This is a genomic window from Polynucleobacter sp. TUM22923 (genome assembly GCF_030295705.1).
Lineage (GTDB): Bacteria > Pseudomonadota > Gammaproteobacteria > Burkholderiales > Burkholderiaceae > Polynucleobacter.
This window is the reverse complement of record NZ_AP027274.1, coordinates 731,885-751,830: the sequence shown is the minus strand read 5'-3', so window position 1 is coordinate 751,830 and position 19,946 is coordinate 731,885. Positions and strand designations below refer to the sequence as shown.

The following is a 19,946-nucleotide window of genomic DNA, read 5'->3' as shown; positions in this document are numbered from 1 at the left end:
TACGATTACTTCGTAATGACATAACCCTTAAGTTTTGCAAATGCTGCTGTAAGAAGTGACTTTTGTTGTTCTTGATGAAGGTGAGCATATCCGCATGCAGGAGAGGCAGATGCAGGGCGACCCGCATAAGCCATCTTCATTCCCTCAGACATATTCTCTAAAATATTATGCTGAACAAAGAACCAGGCACCTTGGTTTTGCGGCTCATCCTGACACCACACTACTTCCGCTAGCTTTGGATACTTCTTCATCTCGGCTGCTAAGGCTTTATGAGGGAATGGATATAACTGCTCCAGACGAATAATTGCCACGTCATTTTGTTTTTTCTCTACACGTGCTTTAGCAAGATCATAGAAAACCTTACCTGAACACATAATTAAGCGCGTCACTTCTTTGGCATCAATTGCAGTATCTCGTTCAGGCAGAATCGTCTGAAAGCCGCCCTTGGTAAATTCAATTAACGGAGATGCTGCTTCTTTATTGCGTAGTAATGATTTTGGCGTCATCAAAATCAATGGCTTGCGGAATTGACGAATCATCTGACGTCGCAGCACATGGAAAATCTGTGCCGCAGTTGTTGGCTGAATCACTTGCATATTTGTATCAGCACACAACTGCATGAAACGCTCCAAGCGCGCAGAGGAATGCTCTGGGCCCTGCCCCTCATAACCGTGTGGCAGCATCATCACTAGGCCATTTGCACGGCCCCACTTTACTTCGCCAGAGGCAATAAATTGATCAATAACGACTTGGGCACCGTTTGCGAAATCGCCAAACTGAGCCTCCCAAATAGTGAGTGTATTTGGCTCTGCAGCCGCATATCCGTATTCAAAACCGAGTACCGCTTCTTCTGACAAAATCGAATCAATCACCACAAACGGCGCCTGATCCTTTGCTATGTGGCGCAGAGGAATATAGATACCAGAATCCCACTTTTCTCGATTCTGGTTATGCAAAACAGCGTGCCGATGGGTAAACGTTCCGCGGCCACTGTCTTCACCAGATAGGCGCACTGGGTAACCACTCGCCACCAGGGATGCGAAAGCCATGTGCTCACCCATACCCCAATCGATATTGACCTCGCCTCTTCCCATGGCGGAGCGGTCTTTCAAAACCTTCTCAACCAATGGGTGTACTTTGAATCCTTCGCGAACTGAGGTCACTCTCTCGGCTAATCGCTTCCATTCTGTCAGCGGAATAGCGGTGTCGGCCTCATCGGTCCATTTTTTATTTAAAAATGGGGCCCAATCAATCGCAAACTTTCCTTTGAAGTTACTCAATACGGGGTCTGAGGTTTGTTTACCGGCATCCATTGCTGCGCGATATTCCTTCACCATCAAATCGCCAGTACCTGCAGGCAATACACCTTGAGCCTCTAACTTATCGGCATACAGTTTTCGAGTGCCTGGATGGGCGGCAATGATTTTATACATCAATGGCTGAGTCATCGCAGGGGTATCTTGCTCGTTATGCCCCAGCTTTCTAAAGCACACGATATCAATCGCCACATCTTTATGAAATTGACTGCGGAACTCGACTGCTAGTTTAGTTGCCAATACCACCGCCTCAGGATCGTCGCCATTCACATGCAATACCGGCGCATCAATCACCTTCATGATGTCGGTGCAATAAAGACTAGAGCGTAAATCGCGCGGATCGGAAGTGGTAAAGCCAATCTGGTTATTAATGACTATATGAATGGTGCCGCCCGTGGAGTAACCTCGCACCTCGGCCATCATCAGTGTTTCCTGCATGACGCCCTGCCCAGCAATGGCGGCATCACCATGCACCAGTACTGGCAAGACATGCTCACCCAATAGATCGCCGCGACGCTCCATACGGGCACGTGCAGATCCCTCAACCACTGGGTTTACGATTTCTAAATGCGATGGATTAAAAGCCAATGACAGATGCACTGGACCTGCTGCTGTCGAGATATCACTTGAAAAACCTTGGTGGTATTTAACATCACCGGCAGGCAGTGTTTCTGGGCCCTTATGCTCAAACTCTGCAAATAAATCCGTTGGCATTTTGCCTAGAGTATTCACAAGCACGTTAAGGCGGCCACGGTGTGCCATGCCGATAACAATCTCTTGCACGCCCTTTGCAGCTGCCTCACTAATTAACTCATCCATGCAAGCAATGAAACTCTCACCGCCCTCTAGAGAAAAGCGTTTCTGACCAACATACTTTGCTTGCAGGTAACGCTCTAAGCCTTCAGCGGCAGTAACGCGATCGAGAATAACGCGCTTTTGCTCAACATTAAAGTGCCCTGTTGAGCGAATAGATTCTAATTTTTCTTGCCACCATTTTTTGATCTTCTGGTCGGCAATAAACATGTACTCTGCACCCAAAGTGCCACAGTACGTTTCTCGCAAGGCTTGCAATAGATCCCGCAAGGACATTTGGTTCTTGCCAAAGAAAGTATTACTGGTATTAAAGACGATATCCATATCGCCATCAGTAAAGCCATAAAAAGCAGGATCTAGCTCAGGAATATCTGGGCGCTCTTGGCGCTTCAAGGGATCAATGTCAGCCCAACGATTACCAACGTTGCGATAAGCAGCAATTAACTGCTGAACTGCAACCCGCTTACGACCCATTTCTGAATCTGCGGAATCTGCGGAAACGGTTCTTATGGGTCCTTGCTTAGCTCGCTCAGCAAAAGAGGCAACGATAGGCGCATGGGCAACATCCACTCTAGATGAGCCATCAGCCGCTGGAACCTGTTTCACATTATCAAAATAGTCTCGCCAGTGATCTGCTACGGAAGCAGGATCGTGCAAGTAGGATTCGTAGAGTTCCTCTACGTAGGGTGCGTTTCCGCCGAAGAGATAGGAACTATCTCTTTGATCCTGCATCATGATGCTCACCTTTCATCGGGTTTCCCGAATCAAAACTGTGGTTATAACCATTCACCCTACGGCTACACCGTCGAGCGAATTGATCTGTGCGAATTCAAATAGTACCCACCTAATTTAACACGATTAACCATGGCTGGATAAAGGATTTTTTTGCAGCCTAGCTGGATAGCAGACTAATTCCCCTACAAATGCGTCTAAATAAGAATTTTCCTACCTAGGTTTAAGTATCTCCCGACAGATTCCCTCAAAGTTGATTCGTATTCTCTAAATCTTCAAATGAATTAATAAGTTTAAGGAAACCAAGAGTATATGAAAGCAATCACCCCAGAAATGGAGTATTTGAGTACCCGTCAAAGCGCTCAGGTTTTGCAGGTATCCCTTGGAACCGTTCAGAAAATGGTTGAATTAGGGGAATTAATCGCCTGGAAAACACGTGGCGGGCATCGCCGAATCCTAGCAAGCTCTTTGAAACAGCAATTGGCGCGTCGAAAACGGTCTATGCGTCAAAAAAGCACTCAAAACTGTATCGCCATAGGAATATTCAGAAGAGAAGAAAACAGTCATGACTTACTAGAATCTATCCAGTCCTGGCAACTGAAGGTAGAAATGGAGGTTTCCATTGATAGCCTGGAAGGCTTAATGAAAGCCGTCTCGATCACCCCAGACTTAATCTTTCTAGATGCCTTGATACCGCCAGTTGAACAGGTGCATTTAATTCATTATCTGAGCAAAAACAATGACACACAGCGTATTCCAATTCTAGTAGATGAGGGTTTTATAAAGCTTCACCCCGGAGTGATGGGCCTAGCAGATGAAAATACGATAGGCATGAAGTCGAAATGCCCGGAACTACTTCAGAGAGAACTGGAAAACGGTTTAATTGATCAAAATCCGTTGATTATTGGCTATTCAGCAACTAACCCTGAAATGGAAGCATCGCTGGGTGGAAGCCATCGATACAGACTACTGGAGCACCTCTTTGTTAACGCTCTCAGTAGAAAGTGTAACTAGCAATAGTAAAGGCCGATTCGTTTTCACCAATCGGCCCCTCATTTTTTCAATAAAAATGATTTAATTCAATAGCTTAAATCAGAAAGCTACTGCGATCTCTACCTTCAATCCACTTAGGGGCCTTACCACGACCAGTCCAGGTATCGCCAGTATTGGGATTACGGTACTTTGGGGCAACCTTGCCGCCTGGGTTACGGGATCCTGATTTGCGGCTAAACAAATCTGCCGCTGTCAGCTTATATTGGTCAATAATCAGCTTAGCCTTTGCAATGCCATCCGCCTTTTCATGGGCAATAGCCTCTTTAATCTGCTTATCTAATTGCTCACGTTGAGCTAGAAGGTCTTGATAGGATGACATAGTTAATATTTTTCCAATAATAAATTTTATAAACTAGTAATCCATGTAAATTACTAGTTTTTTATTATATAAGAATATTAAATCGTGGGCAATATGATTAATATTGATAAAAAACCTCTTATAAGCAAAGGTTAATACGTTAAATAAATTACATAATCATTATAAATAATATATTTAATATTACTGCTTAACGGCACTGCTTAACAGCACTGCTTAACCCTACTTTCTGAGCATAAAGGTGCCGCTAGATTTAGCGGTAATTTCACCGGCCTCGTTCAAAACAACAGCCTCACAGTAATGAATCGTTTTGCCAGACTTGAGGACGCTGCCCTCCACAATAATTTTCCCTACGCTGGGGCGCAAGAAGCTGACGTTCATATCAATAGTCATTGCTCCTAGAGGCTCGTCTGAGACACTCCTAGCTGCAGCGCCCATCGCAAAATCCAATAAGGTCATCACTACACCGCCATGAGCAATATGAAAGCTATTCTCGAACTCGGGCTTGATTTCCAGGCTTATCTGGGATTTACCACCTGCCGCAAACTCAGGAACCACCCCTAAATGAGCCAAGAAAGGGATATTAAGACCAAAATAGAGTGTGTTTAGAGTCGAGTCCATGAGCATTAGTTTCCGTAAATCAGAAGAAAATGGTCGGGGCGAGAGGATTTGAACCTCCGACCACATGCACCCCATGCATGTACGCTACCAGGCTGCGCTACGCCCCGATTGAAGTGAAAATTGTATCAGTAACTATTGGGACAGAATTTGCAAGACCGCTTGAAGTTCGTCGCGCAAGCGCAACTCCCCTCGGGCCTCTTCAAGGCGATTACGTGCACCGCTGATAGTAAAGCCCTCTTCATACAAAAGCGTCCTGATCTTACGAATCAAAACGACTTCATGATGCTGATAGTAGCGACGATTACCACGGCGCTTTTGCGGGCTGAGCTGGGAAAACTCTTGCTCCCAATAACGCAAAACGTGTGAGCGGACCCCGCAAAGGTCAGCTACTTCACCTATGGTGAAATATCGCTTAGCCGGGATAGGCGGAAGTTGTGAGCTCAGCAATGCCGAGCCTGCTTCAAATGGGGTTTTGTCTAGCATGCGACTCCACGACATCCTTGAGCTTTTGACTAGCGTGGAATGTCACTACACGACGGGCTGCAATCGGAATCATCTCACCTGTTTTGGGATTTCTGCCTGGACGGGCAGACTTATTGCGCAACTGAAAGTTACCAAACCCAGAGATTTTTACTTCCACACCAGTCTCAAGGGACTGGCCGATACGATCAAAAAAAGCATCAATCATATCTTTAGCTTCTCGCTTATTCAGACCAACCTGATCGAAGAGCGCTTCCGATAGCTCATTTTTGGTAACCGTATCGTTGATGGCTAATTCAGTCATGCTGTCACTCTTTTCGTGCGATATTTACTACTAATTATTTGAATAAAACCAGCATACAAGGATGTGTAATGAATCAATACTAAACTAGCGAAGACGAGCTGCGCAATTTTTTTCAAGCGCCCCTAGTAAAGCCTTCATTACCGCTTCAATTTGTGCCTCTTGCAGTGTTTCTTCTTTGCTGAGCAAGGTCACACGAAAAGCCAAGCTCTTTTCATCATCACCCATACTGCTAGAGCCAGCCTTTGGCTTAAACTCATCGAAGAGCACGACATCAGTAATAAATTGCTGGCGACTTGCCGCCATCACATCCAATAAAGACTGCGCTGCAACAGACTGCTTCACCACCACTGCCAAATCTCGCTGCACCGCAGGAAATTTGCTGAGCTCCTCTGGTTGAGGAAGTCCGAGGTTCAAAATGGCCTCTAAATCCAATTCAAATAAAACGGGGGCTTGTGGCAACTCATACGCCTGCTGAAGGCCGGGGTGCAGCTCACCAATCCAACCAATAGGTGCTCTACCCTTGGCTGTGTGCAGCAAAATCTGGGCACTACGGCCTGGGTGCAATGCAGGATGCACCGCCGCCTCAGTTGTAATATGCAAAGGATCTAGCACTCGCTGTAAATCACCCTTCACATCAAAAAAATCCACTAGTCGATTAATGCTAGCCCACTGCTCAGGAACAAAAGAACCATAAGCCAAGCCACCCACTTGCTGAGGCTGATAGAAACCGGCAACCTGACCAGCCGCCTCTTCAATAGCAGCATTGCGCTTAAAAACTTGACCTGCTTCAAACAAGCGAACGCGAGCGGCACCTTTATTTAGATTGCTTTTTAAGTTTGCTAATAAACCGCCCCAAAGATTACTGCGCATCACACCATATTGATTGGCAATAGGGTTTACAACGGCAATGATGTCTTGCTCCGTTGCACCAGCTAAACGCTGCTCGCTTTCTAAATCGGTAAATCCAAAGTTCACCGCCTCCTGGTAACCCTGCAGGGCAAGACGCTGACGCAATAGATGCACGCCTCGTTTTGCCTCAGCTTTAGCACTCATCTTTAATGAGGCTCTGGGCGGTATATCGGGAATGTTTTCAAAACCATACAACCGAGCGACTTCCTCTATTAAATCTTCTTCGATTTCAATATCAAAGCGATAACTCGGTGGGGTCACTACATAAACATCGTTTGCTTCAAGCTTAAATTCAAAACCAAGGCGCTTGAAAACATCACTGACAATCGTATTCGTTAATGGAATACCAATGACCTTCACAGCACGCGCTAAACGCATGCTCACAGGCTTTCTTTCTGGCAATGCTAATACCTGATCATCAATTGGGCCCGCAGCACCGCCACAGATTTCTACAATCAATGCCGTTAAATATTCAAGGCAGTTAACCGTATTTTGAGGATCCACTCCCCGCTCAAAACGATGGGCTGCATCAGTACTAAAATTGAAGGATCGTGCACGACCCTGTATGGCGGAGGGCTTCCAAAAGGCTGCCTCAACATAAATATTTTGGGTGTTGTCAGTAACAGCACAATGGCTACCACCCATCACACCGGCCAATGCGACTGGACCAGATTGATCGGCCACGACACCGACTGCTAGCACTTTACCAATCCGATCAACTGGGACTGGGGTCACTGTTTGGCCATTTAAAAGCACTAAACTTTCTCCAGGCTTTGCCCAGCGAACAGCCAAATCGCCATTGAGTTGATCAATATCAAATACATGGGTAGGCTGCCCCATCTCCAACATGACGTAATTAGATAAATCTACTAATACTGAAATACTTCTCTGTCCTGCACGAGCTAAACGCTGCACAATGTGTTCAGGTGTTTTTGCTTGGGGATTGACACCGCGAATGACCCGGCCGGCAAAACGACCACATAAGTCTGCGTCCTCAACAGTCACTTTAAGCTTGTCTTGAATGGCGCTACTGACATTAGTCCACTGTGGCGTACATAAAGCAGCACCAGTAGTAGCAGAAACTTCACGAGCAATACCCAGTAGTGATAAACAATCTGCCTTATTGGGCGTTAACTTAATAATAAATATTTGATCATCAAGATCTAAAAATGCGCGAATGTCTTTTCCGACTGGGGCATCTAGTGGTAATTCCAAGATACCCTCATGATCATCACCTAAGCCAAGTTCACGACCAGAGCACAACATACCCTGGCTTTCAACGCCGCGTAGCTTGCCTACTTTGATCTGAAAAGGTTTTCCACCTGCCTCAGAGGGAGGCAATACGGCGCCTACTAATGCACACGGAATCTTGATCCCGGCACGCGCATTGGGTGCGCCACAAACTATTTGTAAAGCTTCACCAGTTCCAACATCAACCTTACAAACGCGCAAACGATCTGCATCTGGATGTTGCTCTGCAGATAGAATCTGCGCCACCACAATCTGAGTGAAGGCGGGAGCAACTGTATGCTGCTCCTCCACTTCGAGTCCAGCCATCGTCATTGCATGGCCAAGAGCCTGGCTATCTAAGTCTGGATTGACGTACTGGCGTAACCAGGATTCAGAAAATTGCATCGTCTTATTGTGACTTTCTTAAGCTGGAAATTGGGCCAAGAAGCGCAGATCATTCTCAAAGAAGAGGCGCAAATCATCAATGCCATAACGCAACATTGAAAGGCGCTCCAAACCAGATCCAAAGGCAAAGCCAGTGTAGCGCTCGGGATCGATACCCATATTACGCAGTACATTGGGATGCACCTGCCCTGCACCAGAAATTTCTAGCCAACGGCCCGCTAGTTTTCCACTGCCAAAAGCCATGTCGATTTCGGCAGAGGGTTCTGTGAATGGAAAGTAGGAAGGACGAAAACGAACCTGCAGCTCATTGGTCTCGAAAAAGGTTCTCAGAAAGTCTGTATAAACCCCTTTGAGATCGGCAAAAGAAACACTCTCGGCAATCCATAGGCCTTCAACCTGATGAAACATCGGCGAATGGGTGGCATCGCTATCTACACGGTAGGTTCTACCCGGTGCAATCACTTTGATGGGGGGCATGACATCAGCATGCGCATATTTTTTAACGTGCTCACTGGCATAGCGAACCTGAATGGGGCTAGTATGTGTGCGCAATAACAAAGGCTTCCCTAAGGAATCTTTGCCGTCAATATAAAACGTGTCTTGCATCGATCTAGCAGGATGATTCTCAGGGCTATTTAAAGCTGTGAAATTAAACCAATCTGTTTCTATTTCAGGGCCGTCAGCTACATCAAAACCAATGGAGCGGAAGATTTCTTCAACGCGCTCCCAAGTTCGCATCACTGGATGCAAACTACCAACTGCCTGACCACGCCCTGGCAAAGAAACATCAATAGACTCAGCAGCAAGGCGATTGAGCAATACCGCATCAGCCAATGCTTGGCGACGCTCTTGTAGTGCAGCCTCTACCTTCGTTTTAACTTGATTTATTTGGGCGCCAGCACTCTTGCGTTCGTCAGGCGACATTCCACCAAGCGCTTTGAGACGCTCAGTGAGAACACCTGATTTACCGAGATACTTGGCTTTCGCGTCCTCCAGAGCTGCAGCATCTGCAGCTCCGAGGAAATCGCGTTTAGCATCCTCGACAATGTGGTCGAGAGAAACCATTGCAGCTTAGTTTTTTAGATAAACTAAAAATTAAGCTGCAGCGTTTACTACGGATTTAATCCGAGTAACCAAGGCGGCAAAAGCCGGCTTGTCCCTAACTGCCATGTCGGAAAGCACTTTGCGGTCAAGTTCGATCGATGCCTTCTTCATGCCATTCATGAATACGCTATAGGTCATGTCATGCTGACGAACTGCCGCATTGATACGAGCAATCCACAATGCACGGAATACACGCTTCTTATTGCGACGGTCACGATAGGCATATTGACCAGCACGCATAACTGCTTGCTTAGCAACACGGAATACGTTTTTACGACGTCCACGATAACCTGTTGCGGCATCGGTGATTTTCTTATGACGGGCTCTTGCTGTAACCCCACGTTTGACTCTTGGCATTTATTTCTCCTAATCTAGTCTGAGGTTAAGCGTATGGAAGCATCGAACGAATGGATTTAACATCCGCTTTCGAAACTTCAGTGGTACCACGCAATTGACGCTTGCTCTTGGTAGTCTTTTTGGTAAGGATGTGGCGTTTAAAAGCCTGACCTCGTTTAATCGTTCCGCCTGCGCGAACCGTGAAGCGCTTTTTGGCGCTACTCTTGCTCTTCATCTTGGGCATAAAGCACCCCTTCTTCTGCATGTGCAACATAGGTGGTAACCGACGGTTACGCTTCCTGTACCTAGAAGCACTTCTAACAACCAGAGTCTTTCAACTCCTCACTACTTAACAACTAGAAAACTCTTTAGAGCTTGCTAATTACTTAACCTTACGGATGGGGGCCAAAACCATCACCATCTGGCGACCTTCCATCTTTGGAAACTGCTCAACTTGACCAAACTCAATAAGGTCAGCCTTTAAGCGCTCCAACATTCGTACTCCGATTTCTTGGTGGGCCATTTCACGACCCCGAAACCGCAGCGTAATCTTTGTCTTATCGCCATCTTCCAAAAAGCGGATTAGATTGCGTAGTTTCACACCATAGTCACCATCATCTGTGCCGGGACGGAATTTAACTTCCTTCACCTGAATCACTTTTTGCTTGAGCTTCGCTTCATGCAAACGTTTGGCTTCTTGGTACTTGAATTTACCGAAGTCCATGATACGGACTACAGGTGGCACAGCTGTCGGAGCAATTTCAACCAAATCGGTTTCTTTCTCTTCTGCTAAAGCCAGGGCTTCACTCAAACTTACTACACCGATGGGTTCCCCATCTAGTCCAACCAGACGCACTTCAGGAGCACTAATCTCCCGATTTATGCGCTGCGATTTATCAGTAGCGATCTTCTTAATTCCTTTAAAAAAACAATCAAAACCATTCCGCCCCTAGCTTTGCTCGGGTCCGACCTTATGGGCAATATCCTGCTGGAGTCGGGCAACGAAGGCATCAAGAGGCATTTCACCTAAATCCACTCCGCCACGGGCACGAACGGCCACCGTATTACTTTCAGCTTCTTTATCACCTACAACTAATAAAAAAGGAATCTTCTGTAATGCGTGCTCGCGTATTTTATACGTAATTTTCTCATTTCGCAAATCAGATTCGACTCTAAACCCTTGTTTTTTCAGCAATTGCTGAACTTTCTGTGCATAAGCGGCAGAATTACCAGAGATATTGAGCACCACTGCCTGAGTTGGAGCAAGCCAGACAGGCATGTTTCCAGCATGATTTTCGATCAAAATACCGATAAAACGCTCTAAGGAGCCCACAATTGCTCTATGGAGCATTACAGGAGTCTTGCGATCGTTGTCTTCTGTGACGTATTCAGCGCCCAAACGAGCCGGCATTGAGAAATCCACCTGGATAGTTCCGCACTGCCAAGTACGCCCAATCGAATCCTTGAGATGGTATTCAATTTTTGGACCATAAAACGCACCTTCACCCGGCAATTCATCCCAAGTTTGACCTGAGGCAGTCAAAGCCCCTCTAAGCGCATCTTCCGCCTTATCCCAAATCGCATCATCGCCAACGCGCTTGGCAGGACGCAATGCAAGTTTTACGGCCACCTCAGTAAAGCCAAAGTCTCGATATACCGAACGCACCGCTATATCAAAAGCGGCGACCTCAGGCTGTATTTGGTCTTCTGTACAAAAAATATGACCGTCATCTTGAGTAAAGCCTCGCACCCTCATCAAGCCATGTAAGGCGCCTGATGGCTCATTGCGGTGACATTGACCAAACTCACCATAGCGCAATGGCAGTTCACGGTAGCTATGCAAGCCTGAATTATAAATTTGGACATGCCCGGGGCAGTTCATCGGCTTTAATGCATAGGCACGATTCTCCGACTCTGTCGTGAACATGTTTTCTTTATAGTTATCCCAGTGACCTGACTTTTCCCAAAGTCCACGATCTAAGATCTGTGGGGCTTTAACTTCTTGGTAACCCTCTTGTTGGTATACGCGGCGCATGTACTGCTCTACTTCTTGCCATATAGACCAACCTTTGGGATGCCAAAAAATGAGTCCTGGCGCTTCGGGCTGAAAATGGAAAAGATCCAAAAACTTACCTAGGCGACGATGGTCCCGCTTCTCGGCCTCTTCTAGCATGTGCAAATGGGCTTCTTGGTCTTCTTTTCGAAGCCAGGCAGTACCGTAAATCCGCTGCAACATCTCATTCTTACTATCGCCCCGCCAATAAGCGCCAGCAACACTCAACAGCTTGAATACCTTAAGCTTTCCAGTGGACGGGACATGGGGGCCGCGGCATAAGTCAGTAAATTTACCCTCTGTGTAGAGAGAAACATCCTCGCCTTGCGGAATGCTAGCAATAATTTCTGCTTTGTAGTGCTCGCCTTGGTCCTTGAAAAACTGTACCGCAGCATCTCGCGGCATCACAGTGCGAATAACTGGCTCATCTTTTTTGGCAAGCTCAGCCATTTTCTTCTCAAGCGCTACCAAGTCTTCAGGGGTAAATGGGCGATTAAACGAGAAATCGTAATAAAAGCCGTTTTCAATCACCGGCCCGATAGTGACTTGGGCCTGCGGAAACAATTCTTTGACGGCATAGGCCAATAAGTGTGCAGTAGAGTGACGAACAATCTCTAAAGCCTCTGGGCTCTTGTCCGTAATGATGGAGAGTTGACTATCTTTGTCGATGACATAACTGGCATCGACTATCTTGCCGTCGATAATGCCGCCCAACGCAGCCTTAGCGAGGCCGCTACCAATGCTTTGGGCAACATCAAGAATGCGCACAGGAGCATCAAACTCGCGTTTGGATCCATCTGGCAGAGTAACTACAAGCATGACAACCCCATCTTATTTACTGACCAAAAAAGAAAGCGCGGTAGCATTTCGGCAACCGCGCTCTTTGGTCTTTATTCGTTGGTAGGCTCGATTGGACTCGAACCAACGACCCCCACCATGTCAAGGTGGTGCTCTAACCAGCTGAGCTACGAGCCTATTTCGATCTAGAGTTTATCACCGGCGGCGTACCTGTGTCACCCCTTTGACCTCTTCGAGGCTATTTTGAATGAATCTTAAGGCTTCAGAGTCCCCAATTTCGACTGTCAGCAATATTTGAGTCATGCCTCGCTTAGCTGATTTACGTAGATCAATCACATGAATACCCTGCCTCGTCAAAATCTCAAATAGCTCTCGCATTAGCTCAGGACGGTCAACGCCTGTAATGGCTAAATCTGCAGGAAAGACCTTTTTGAGGTCGCCACCAGAAGACTTTTCTGAAGAGGCTCCATTCCACGATGTCTGAATAACACGCTCAGGTGCCCGCTCTAGTAGGCCCCTAAAGGTCTTACAAGAGCGTCGATGAATCGATATGCCGCGACCTTGCGTCACAAAACCAGCAATGCCATCCGGGGGTACAGGCCTGCAACAGCGTGCTAACTGGGTCATTAAAGAGTCGACCCCAACAACCAAGACATCCCCAGTTTGACCTTGCTTGCGCGTGCTCTGCTTGAGAATAATCTCAGGCCCTGCTGTGCCGACCTTACTTTCCAGCTTCAGGTCATGCTTAACCTCAGTAGACTTGGCTCCTACGCCAGCCTCCTCATCGTCTATAGCATTAAACCAGGCCCGCACTCGAGTACGGGCACGCTGAGAACATAAGTATTGGTGGCTTGGGCTGATCCAATCACGGGATGGTCCACCATGCTTTACAGCAATAACCTCAACAGTCTGGCCGTTTTTTAATGCCGTCTCTAAAGGCACCATAGCGCCATCCACCCTCGCCCCACGGCAACGGTGCCCTAAATCGGTATGGACCGCATAAGCAAAATCAATCGGCGTTGAACCCTTCTCAAGAGAAATCACTTTTCCTAATGGGGTAAGCACATAAATATGGTCATCAATCTCATGATGTTTGAGCTGCTCCCAAGCATCTTCTTTCCAAGAAATCAGCTGCCTAGCCCATGCAATTTGACGCTCATAAGCTACTGCAGCGCTGTGCGTTCCTGATTGATGCGGAGCATTGGCTAAATCAGCATGCGTGCTGGACGATTTATTTTGTTTACGAGGTGTAGCCTCGCCGGAGTAAGCCCCCTCTTTGTAGCGCCAGTGAGCCGCCAAACCATACTCCGCTTGTTGGTGCATCTCATGCGTCCGCACCTGAATTTCAAAAGCGGCGCCATGCTCATCCATCACTACGGTATGTAAGGATTGATATCCGTTTAGCTTTGGCCTGGCGATGTAATCATCAAACTCGCGCGGCACAGGTTGCCAAATATTGTGAGCTAAACCCAAAATCGCATAACAGGATTTGACATCATCCACCAAGACTCTAAATGCCCTGACGTCATAAAGATTGGCAAAGTCTAAGGACTTGCCTTGCATCTTTTTCCAGATGCTGTAGATGTGCTTAGGGCGACCCTGCACTTCACCTACGATATTTGAACTACTCAATTCAGTTTTGAGCTGGGTCACAATGTGCTCAATAAAAGATTCTCGCTCCACCCTCTTTTCATCGAGCATCTTCGCAATATCACGATACGTATCCGGTGAAAGCGTTCGAAAAGCTAAATCTTCCATCTCCCATTTCATCTGCCAAATACCTAATCGATTTGCTAGCGTGGCATCGATATTCAGAATCTCTTGTGCCCAGGAGGCAGGCATGACAATCCCTTCCTGAGTAATCCAACGTAAAGTTTGCAAGCGCGAAGCAAGATAAATTAATACCACCCGCAAATCATCACCGAAGGCCAATAGCATTTTTCGGAGCATTTCTTCTTGCCCAGAAATGGTGAGGCCGCCATCATCACGTACCAATTTTCCCTGTGCTTGTCTTAGCCCTCGATACCCAATTAATAGCTTTGCTGGTTCTTCGCCAATTAACTTGATTAACGCTTCTTTGCCATGGGTGCGGGCAATGTTACTAGCCGCCGTCAGGGTTGGCTCGTCTAAATGCAAACTCGTCAGAATTTGTAATACGCCAATAGCGTGATCCTGAGCAGGCTCACCATACCAGCCATCTACTATTTTAAATTTCTCAGATGCATTAGCAGCATTTGACATAGATCAATCAATATCTTAACTAAAGAATTCTTTGGCTAAAGCAATCTGCTCTGCTTTAACAAAGGCTGGCGCATGCCCAACACCTGGGATTTCGATACTGCGCAAGTAAGCATTGTCCTTACACATCCGCGCTACCGTTTTTGCTGACAACAAATCAGAGTCACCCCCACGCACAATCAGCATCGGAATATGAATTTGCTTAAACGCATGCCACAGCGCCATCTCACCTACTTTTGCCATCACGGGATTCACCGAAGCAAATGGCACTGCAATATTAGGATCGTAGTGCATAAGCCATAAGCCATCTTTTTGAATCAACATAGGACCGTTATAGATCTCCCACTCTTCTGGTGTATGTTCGCCAAACGTTGCGCAAATAGTATTTAAACGAGAGAGTGCTTGGGCACGTTGCGCAAAGGCAAAAGGTTGTCCAACATAAGCACCGAGTCGTTTAATAGCCTCTGGCTCAATCGTGGGGCCAACATCGTTAATCAGCATGCGTCGAATCGGATTATTAGGCATCGAGGCATACACCATGCCGATCAAGCCTCCCATCGATGTGCCAAACCAATCGATTTGCTTCACACCTAACGCTTTAACTAAACAATCAATATCGGCTACATACTGTGGAACGGCATAAAGCATTGGATTGCGCAAGTGATCTGAATCACCACGTCCAACAATGTCAGGGCACACAACATAGTATTGATCGCACATCGCTTGTGCAAGCTTTGTGAAATCACTTCCGCGCCGAGTCAAGCCATGCACGCACATCAGGACAGGATTGCTAGGATCGCCCCACACGTGATAAGCCATCTGATGAGGGCCGTCAGGACTAATGCAGTCAACATAAAATGTATTGCTCTGATGACTTGATTGAGCTTGAGCAGCTACCACCTCCTCAGCTTTCTTGATAGGCGGCACATCAACTTTTGGTTTCGCTGGACTAGCGATCTCAGCATCAGCATCAGTATCAGTGCCAGTATCAGTGCCAGTATCAGTGTCAGTATCGACACCAATCTCCGGCTGCAAAGTCACATGATCAATTCCATGCTGATCGAGTAGCATCTCATTGATGCGAGCCATGATCTCTGGCCAATCCTGCATTTTCTCGATTTCAATATGCCCAATGAGGGCCGGGAAACTGGGAGTCATTTCCCAAACGTGTAAGTCATGAACCGCTAAAACACCGGGTATCTTTTTTAAATCACTGCCCACTTGAAGATAATCAATATGCAAAGGGACACCTTCCATAAGAAAGTGATAAGACTCACGCAAGATCGAAAAAGTAGATTTTAAAATTAATAAAGAAACAAAAATAGAAAGTAATGCATCAACGGGCATCCATCCGGTAAATTGAATTACTAAGCCAGCAACTAGGGCACCTACTGAGCCGAGAAGATCACCCATGACATGCACTAAGGCTGCACGGGTATTGACGCTCTTGCGATCGTGCGACAGAACCCAAGCTACCAAAATATTCATCAGCAAACCAACGGCTGCAACTATGGATACTGTTAGGCCGTCTACTTGATGCGGGGTAAAGAAACGGGTAAGCGCCTCTCCTACAATCCAAGCCACGAGTGCCAACATGGCAATACCATTTACAAACGCTGCCAAAGCTTCTGCACGACCAAAACCAAAAGAGTGTTTAGCCGATGGTGGGCGTCTTGCAATCATTTGCGCCAGAAGAGCCAGCCCCAATGCAGCTGCATCGGTAACCATATGCCCCGCATCTGAAATCAATGCTAAGGAGCCTGCAAAATAAGCGGCAGTGGCTTCAACCCCAGCAAATCCTAAGGTCAAGATCAGAGCAATCAGTAATAAATTCTGATTAGCCGTTTCTTTACTGTGAGAATGCTTCGCATCGCCCTTCTTATGGGCGTGCAATGATTGAGATTGGGGAAGGAGATGGGGTTGAGAATGAGCAGAATCAGACATAAAGGATCCCTATCCCATTAAGGATGGTGGGATACAAAGCATTAGAAGCCCGCTGTATCAACAGGCGCACCTGTTTTAGCCAAAACCTCATCTTTATTGACGCCTGGCGCTAATTCAACTAACTTCAAGCCCTTAGGAGTGATATCCAAAACACAAAGGTCGGTGATGATACGGCTGATGACGCCAACTCCTGTGAGCGGTAAAGTGCAGTTTGGCAGTATTTTAATTTCTTCAGTGCCGTCTTTTTTCTTGGCTACATGCTCCATCAAGACAACGACATGTTTTACGCCAGCAACTAGATCCATTGCACCGCCCATACCCTTCACCATTTTTCCTGGAATCATCCAGTTGGCTAGGTCTCCGTGCTCACTCACTTGCATTGCACCCAAAATGGCAATATTGATTTTTCCACCGCGAATCATCCCAAAGGAATCTGCAGAAGAGAAGATAGACGAGCCAGGCAAGGTGGTAATCGTTTGTTTGCCAGCATTAATGAGGTCAGCATCAATCGTTGCTTCCGTTGGGAAGGGCCCAATACCCAACAAACCATTTTCAGATTGAAGCCACACTTCCATATCCTTAGGGACATGGTTAGCCACCAAGGTGGGCATACCGATTCCCAAATTAACGTAGTAGCCGTCTTTCAGTTCTTTAGCAGCTCGTGCCGCCATTTCATCTCTATTCCAAGGCATATCGATCTTCCTAAAATTACTATTGTGTTTAGGCTGTTACGCCGCTGTTGTTAAAGTGCGCTGCTCAATGCGTTTTTCTGGTGTCGTATTGAGTACCAAGCGGTGGACGTAAATACCTGGAGTGTGGATTTGATCGGGATCTAGTGTGCCGTTTTCTACGATTTCCTCTACCTCTGCTACCGTAATCTTGCCAGCCATCGCTACTACTGGATTGAAATTCCGTGCAGTGTAGCGATAGATCAAGTTACCGGAGCGATCAGCTTTCCAGGCTTTTACTAAGGAAATATCTGAAATAAGCGCACGCTCCATGATGTATTTTTCACCATCAAATTCCTTAACCTCTTTACCTTCAGCCACCAAGGTGCCCACACCGGTTTTGGTATAGAAAGCCGGAATGCCGCAGCCGCCAGCGCGGAGTTTTTCAGCTAAAGTGCCTTGCGGAGTAAATTCTAATTCCAGCTCACCTGCCAAGTATTGACGTTCAAATTCTTTGTTTTCACCCACATAAGAAGCGATCATTTTTTTGACCTGCCTGGAATTGAGCAACAAGCCAAGTCCAAAACCATCAACACCAGCATTATTGGCAATGGCAGTGAGGTTCTGAGCACCTAAATCTTTAACTGCCTGAATTAATGCTTCCGGAATGCCACAAAGGCCAAAACCGCCAACAGCCAGTTTTTGTCCGTCTTTTAAAATGTCTTTGAGGGCCTCGACTGCGGATGGGTAAGTTTTATTCATACATTCGTCCTAATATTGCCAAGAATCAATAAAAATGGGTAATAACTGATCATAACGCTTTAGCCCCCTGAAAACGATCAGTCCGGGACTGATGCGCCGGTTTTGGCTCGGGGATTTACACTTAGGGAATGATTTAACGCTAAGTGAGCAAGAAGTTGCCGCATACGCACCGAAGCCAAGCCGGAGAAACAAAATGCATCCTCAAGAATTAATCGAGCAATTTGACCCCAGAGAATCCATGGACTATGACATCGTCATCGTTGGAGGCGGCCCTGCAGGCCTATCTGCTGCCATAAAAGCAAAGCAGCTCGCCCAAACTGCTGGCCAGGAAATCAGTGTTTGTGTCCTCGAAAAAGGATCAGAAATCGGCGCCCATATTTTGTCAGGCGCCGTCATGGACCCAAAAGCACTTACCGAGCTTTTTCCTGATTGGAAAGCATTGGGCGCACCCTTAAATACGGAAGTCACTCAAGATCAGTTTTTATTCCTCACAAAAGACAGTGGGTTTCAAGTTCCTAACTGGATGCTGCCCCACTGCTTTAAAAATGAAGGTAACTACATTGTCAGTCTTGCAAACGTCACCCGCTGGCTTGGGCAGCAAGCTGAAAACCTAGGCGTAGAAATTTTCCCCGGCTTTCCAGCAGCAGAAATCTTATACAACGATCAAGGTGCCGTCTGTGGAGTCGTTACAGGATCGATGGGCCTAGATAAAGAAGGTCGGCCAACGGATCAATTTCAACTTGGTATGGAATTGCGAGCCAAATATACTTTGTTTGCTGAAGGTTCTCGTGGGCATTTAGGTAAACAGCTCATGACTCGTTTTGGCTTAGATGCCGATGCAGATCCCCAAAGCTATGGCCTGGGCATTAAAGAGCTATGGGAAGTAGAGCCCTCTAAAAGCAAGCCTGGCTTAGTAGTGCACACCGCAGGCTGGCCGCTAGAGAGCGATACCTACGGAGGTTCTTTTCTCTATCACTTAGGTGACAACCTGGTTGCCGTTGGGTTGGTGGTAGGTCTTGCTTATAAGAATCCCTACCTCTCTCCCTTTGAAGAGTTTCAACGTTATAAGCTACACCCCAAAATTCGAGATACCTTTGAGGGTGGTAAACGTATTGCCTATGGAGCGCGTGCGCTGACAGCTGGAGGGCTAAATAGTCTACCTAAAACGGTATTTCCAGGCGGCGCATTAATTGGTTGTGACGCGGGCTTTTTAAACGCTTCACGAATTAAGGGAAGTCATGCTGCCATCAAGACGGGCATGCTAGCAGCCCAAGCCGCAGTTGCTGCGATCAATGCCAATCGTACCGCTGATGTACTGGAAGCCTATCCGCTAGCTTTCAACAAGAGCTGGCTACATACAGAATTAAGTCAGGCGCGTAATTTCAAACCTTGGATGTCAAAGGGCCTTTATATTGGCACTCTGATGGTAGGCATAGAGCAAAAACTCTTTGGGGGTAAGGTTCCCTGGACAATTCATAACCAGCATGCTGACCATGAGTGTTTAGAGGCCGCCGCTCAGCATCAGCCTATTGACTACCCAAAGCCAGATGGCAAGATTACGTTTGATCGACTCTCTTCGGTATTCATTTCCAATACCAATCATGCCGAGAATCAGCCAGTGCATTTAACACTGAAAGATACCTCGGTTCCTGTGAGCCTGAATCTCAAAACGTACGCCGGACCAGAGCAACGCTACTGCCCTGCCGGAGTTTATGAATATGTTGAAAAAGATGGGCAATCCCACTTGCAAATTAACGCCCAAAATTGCGTCCATTGCAAAACCTGCGACATTAAAGATCCAAGCCAGAATATTGTTTGGATTACGCCAGAGGGTGGTGGTGGACCAAACTACGCATCCATGTAA

At 46.8% G+C, this 19,946-nt stretch carries 17 protein-coding genes and 2 tRNA genes; 2 read left to right on the top strand and 17 right to left on the bottom strand.

Annotated elements, in window-relative coordinates; all coding sequences use genetic code 11:
* Window positions 1-5 precede the first annotated feature (5 nt).
* Window positions 6-2,864 carry a 2-oxoglutarate dehydrogenase E1 component gene (locus QUD86_RS03845; protein ID WP_286298263.1) on the bottom strand — a complete coding sequence of 953 codons (2,859 nt, stop codon included), beginning with the start codon at window positions 2,862-2,864 and terminating at the stop codon, window positions 6-8.
* Between the two features lie 309 nt (window positions 2,865-3,173).
* On the opposite strand from QUD86_RS03845, the gene QUD86_RS03840 reads away from it, so the two are divergent.
* Entirely contained in the window at window positions 3,174-3,875 is a 702-nt protein-coding gene (locus QUD86_RS03840) for an excisionase family DNA-binding protein (protein WP_286298261.1), read from the top strand.
* Between the two features lie 73 nt (window positions 3,876-3,948).
* Here QUD86_RS03840 and QUD86_RS03835 read toward each other — a convergent pair whose 3' ends face one another.
* The 16 genes from QUD86_RS03835 to QUD86_RS03755 all read right to left on the bottom strand — a co-directional run bounded on the left by QUD86_RS03835 (window position 3,949) and on the right by QUD86_RS03755 (window position 18,082).
* Window positions 3,949-4,233 (bottom strand): H-NS histone family protein, encoded by a 285-nt coding sequence (locus tag QUD86_RS03835; protein WP_286298260.1) that lies wholly within the window; start codon window positions 4,231-4,233, stop codon window positions 3,949-3,951.
* Between the two features lie 219 nt (window positions 4,234-4,452).
* Complete coding sequence (locus QUD86_RS03830) at window positions 4,453-4,851, bottom strand: PaaI family thioesterase (protein ID WP_286298256.1); 399 nt, start codon at window positions 4,849-4,851, stop codon at window positions 4,453-4,455.
* Between the two features lie 30 nt (window positions 4,852-4,881).
* A tRNA-Pro gene (locus tag QUD86_RS03825) sits at window positions 4,882-4,958 on the bottom strand.
* Window positions 4,959-4,983: 25 nt separating this feature from the next.
* The gene (locus QUD86_RS03820) at window positions 4,984-5,334 is read right to left on the bottom strand and encodes a MerR family transcriptional regulator (RefSeq protein WP_286298650.1); all 351 of its coding nucleotides are present in this window, start codon (window positions 5,332-5,334) and stop codon (window positions 4,984-4,986) included.
* A complete protein-coding gene (locus QUD86_RS03815) occupies window positions 5,312-5,635 on the bottom strand; it encodes an integration host factor subunit alpha (RefSeq protein WP_286298254.1) in 324 nt (107 codons plus the stop codon). Before QUD86_RS03815 ends, QUD86_RS03820 begins: the two co-directional genes overlap by 23 nt.
* Before the next feature lie 84 nt (window positions 5,636-5,719).
* A complete protein-coding gene (gene pheT, locus QUD86_RS03810; protein WP_286298252.1) occupies window positions 5,720-8,179 on the bottom strand; it encodes a phenylalanine--tRNA ligase subunit beta in 2,460 nt (819 codons plus the stop codon).
* Window positions 8,180-8,197: 18 nt separating this feature from the next.
* Window positions 8,198-9,244 carry a phenylalanine--tRNA ligase subunit alpha gene (pheS, locus tag QUD86_RS03805; RefSeq protein WP_286298250.1) on the bottom strand — a complete coding sequence of 349 codons (1,047 nt, stop codon included), beginning with the start codon at window positions 9,242-9,244 and terminating at the stop codon, window positions 8,198-8,200.
* Window positions 9,245-9,274: 30 nt separating this feature from the next.
* Window positions 9,275-9,640 carry a 50S ribosomal protein L20 gene (gene rplT, locus QUD86_RS03800; protein ID WP_286298248.1) on the bottom strand — a complete coding sequence of 122 codons (366 nt, stop codon included), beginning with the start codon at window positions 9,638-9,640 and terminating at the stop codon, window positions 9,275-9,277.
* A 25-nt stretch (window positions 9,641-9,665) separates the two neighbouring features.
* Window positions 9,666-9,863, bottom strand: a complete 198-nt coding sequence (rpmI, locus tag QUD86_RS03795) for a 50S ribosomal protein L35 (RefSeq protein WP_100378451.1) — start codon at window positions 9,861-9,863, stop codon at window positions 9,666-9,668.
* 138 nt (window positions 9,864-10,001) lie between these two features.
* Entirely contained in the window at window positions 10,002-10,535 is a 534-nt protein-coding gene (gene infC / locus QUD86_RS03790) for a translation initiation factor IF-3 (RefSeq protein ID WP_502928890.1), read from the bottom strand.
* A 33-nt stretch (window positions 10,536-10,568) separates the two neighbouring features.
* A complete protein-coding gene (gene thrS / locus QUD86_RS03785; protein ID WP_286298247.1) occupies window positions 10,569-12,491 on the bottom strand; it encodes a threonine--tRNA ligase in 1,923 nt (640 codons plus the stop codon).
* 79 nt (window positions 12,492-12,570) lie between these two features.
* A tRNA-Val gene (locus QUD86_RS03780) sits at window positions 12,571-12,647 on the bottom strand.
* A gap of 18 nt (window positions 12,648-12,665) precedes the next feature.
* The gene (locus QUD86_RS03775) at window positions 12,666-14,711 is read right to left on the bottom strand and encodes a RelA/SpoT family protein (RefSeq protein ID WP_286298244.1); all 2,046 of its coding nucleotides are present in this window, start codon (window positions 14,709-14,711) and stop codon (window positions 12,666-12,668) included.
* A 15-nt stretch (window positions 14,712-14,726) separates the two neighbouring features.
* A complete protein-coding gene (locus tag QUD86_RS09510; RefSeq protein WP_353506538.1) occupies window positions 14,727-16,652 on the bottom strand; it encodes an alpha/beta fold hydrolase in 1,926 nt (641 codons plus the stop codon).
* Window positions 16,653-16,693: 41 nt separating this feature from the next.
* Window positions 16,694-17,344: a CoA transferase subunit B gene (locus QUD86_RS03760; protein ID WP_100378446.1), complete on the bottom strand. Its 651-nt coding sequence runs from the start codon at window positions 17,342-17,344 to the stop codon at window positions 16,694-16,696.
* Between the two features lie 36 nt (window positions 17,345-17,380).
* Window positions 17,381-18,082 (bottom strand): CoA transferase subunit A, encoded by a 702-nt coding sequence (locus QUD86_RS03755; protein ID WP_286298241.1) that lies wholly within the window; start codon window positions 18,080-18,082, stop codon window positions 17,381-17,383.
* A gap of 193 nt (window positions 18,083-18,275) precedes the next feature.
* On the opposite strand from QUD86_RS03755, the gene QUD86_RS03750 reads away from it, so the two are divergent.
* Window positions 18,276-19,946, top strand: a complete 1,671-nt coding sequence (locus QUD86_RS03750) for an electron transfer flavoprotein-ubiquinone oxidoreductase (protein ID WP_286298240.1) — start codon at window positions 18,276-18,278, stop codon at window positions 19,944-19,946.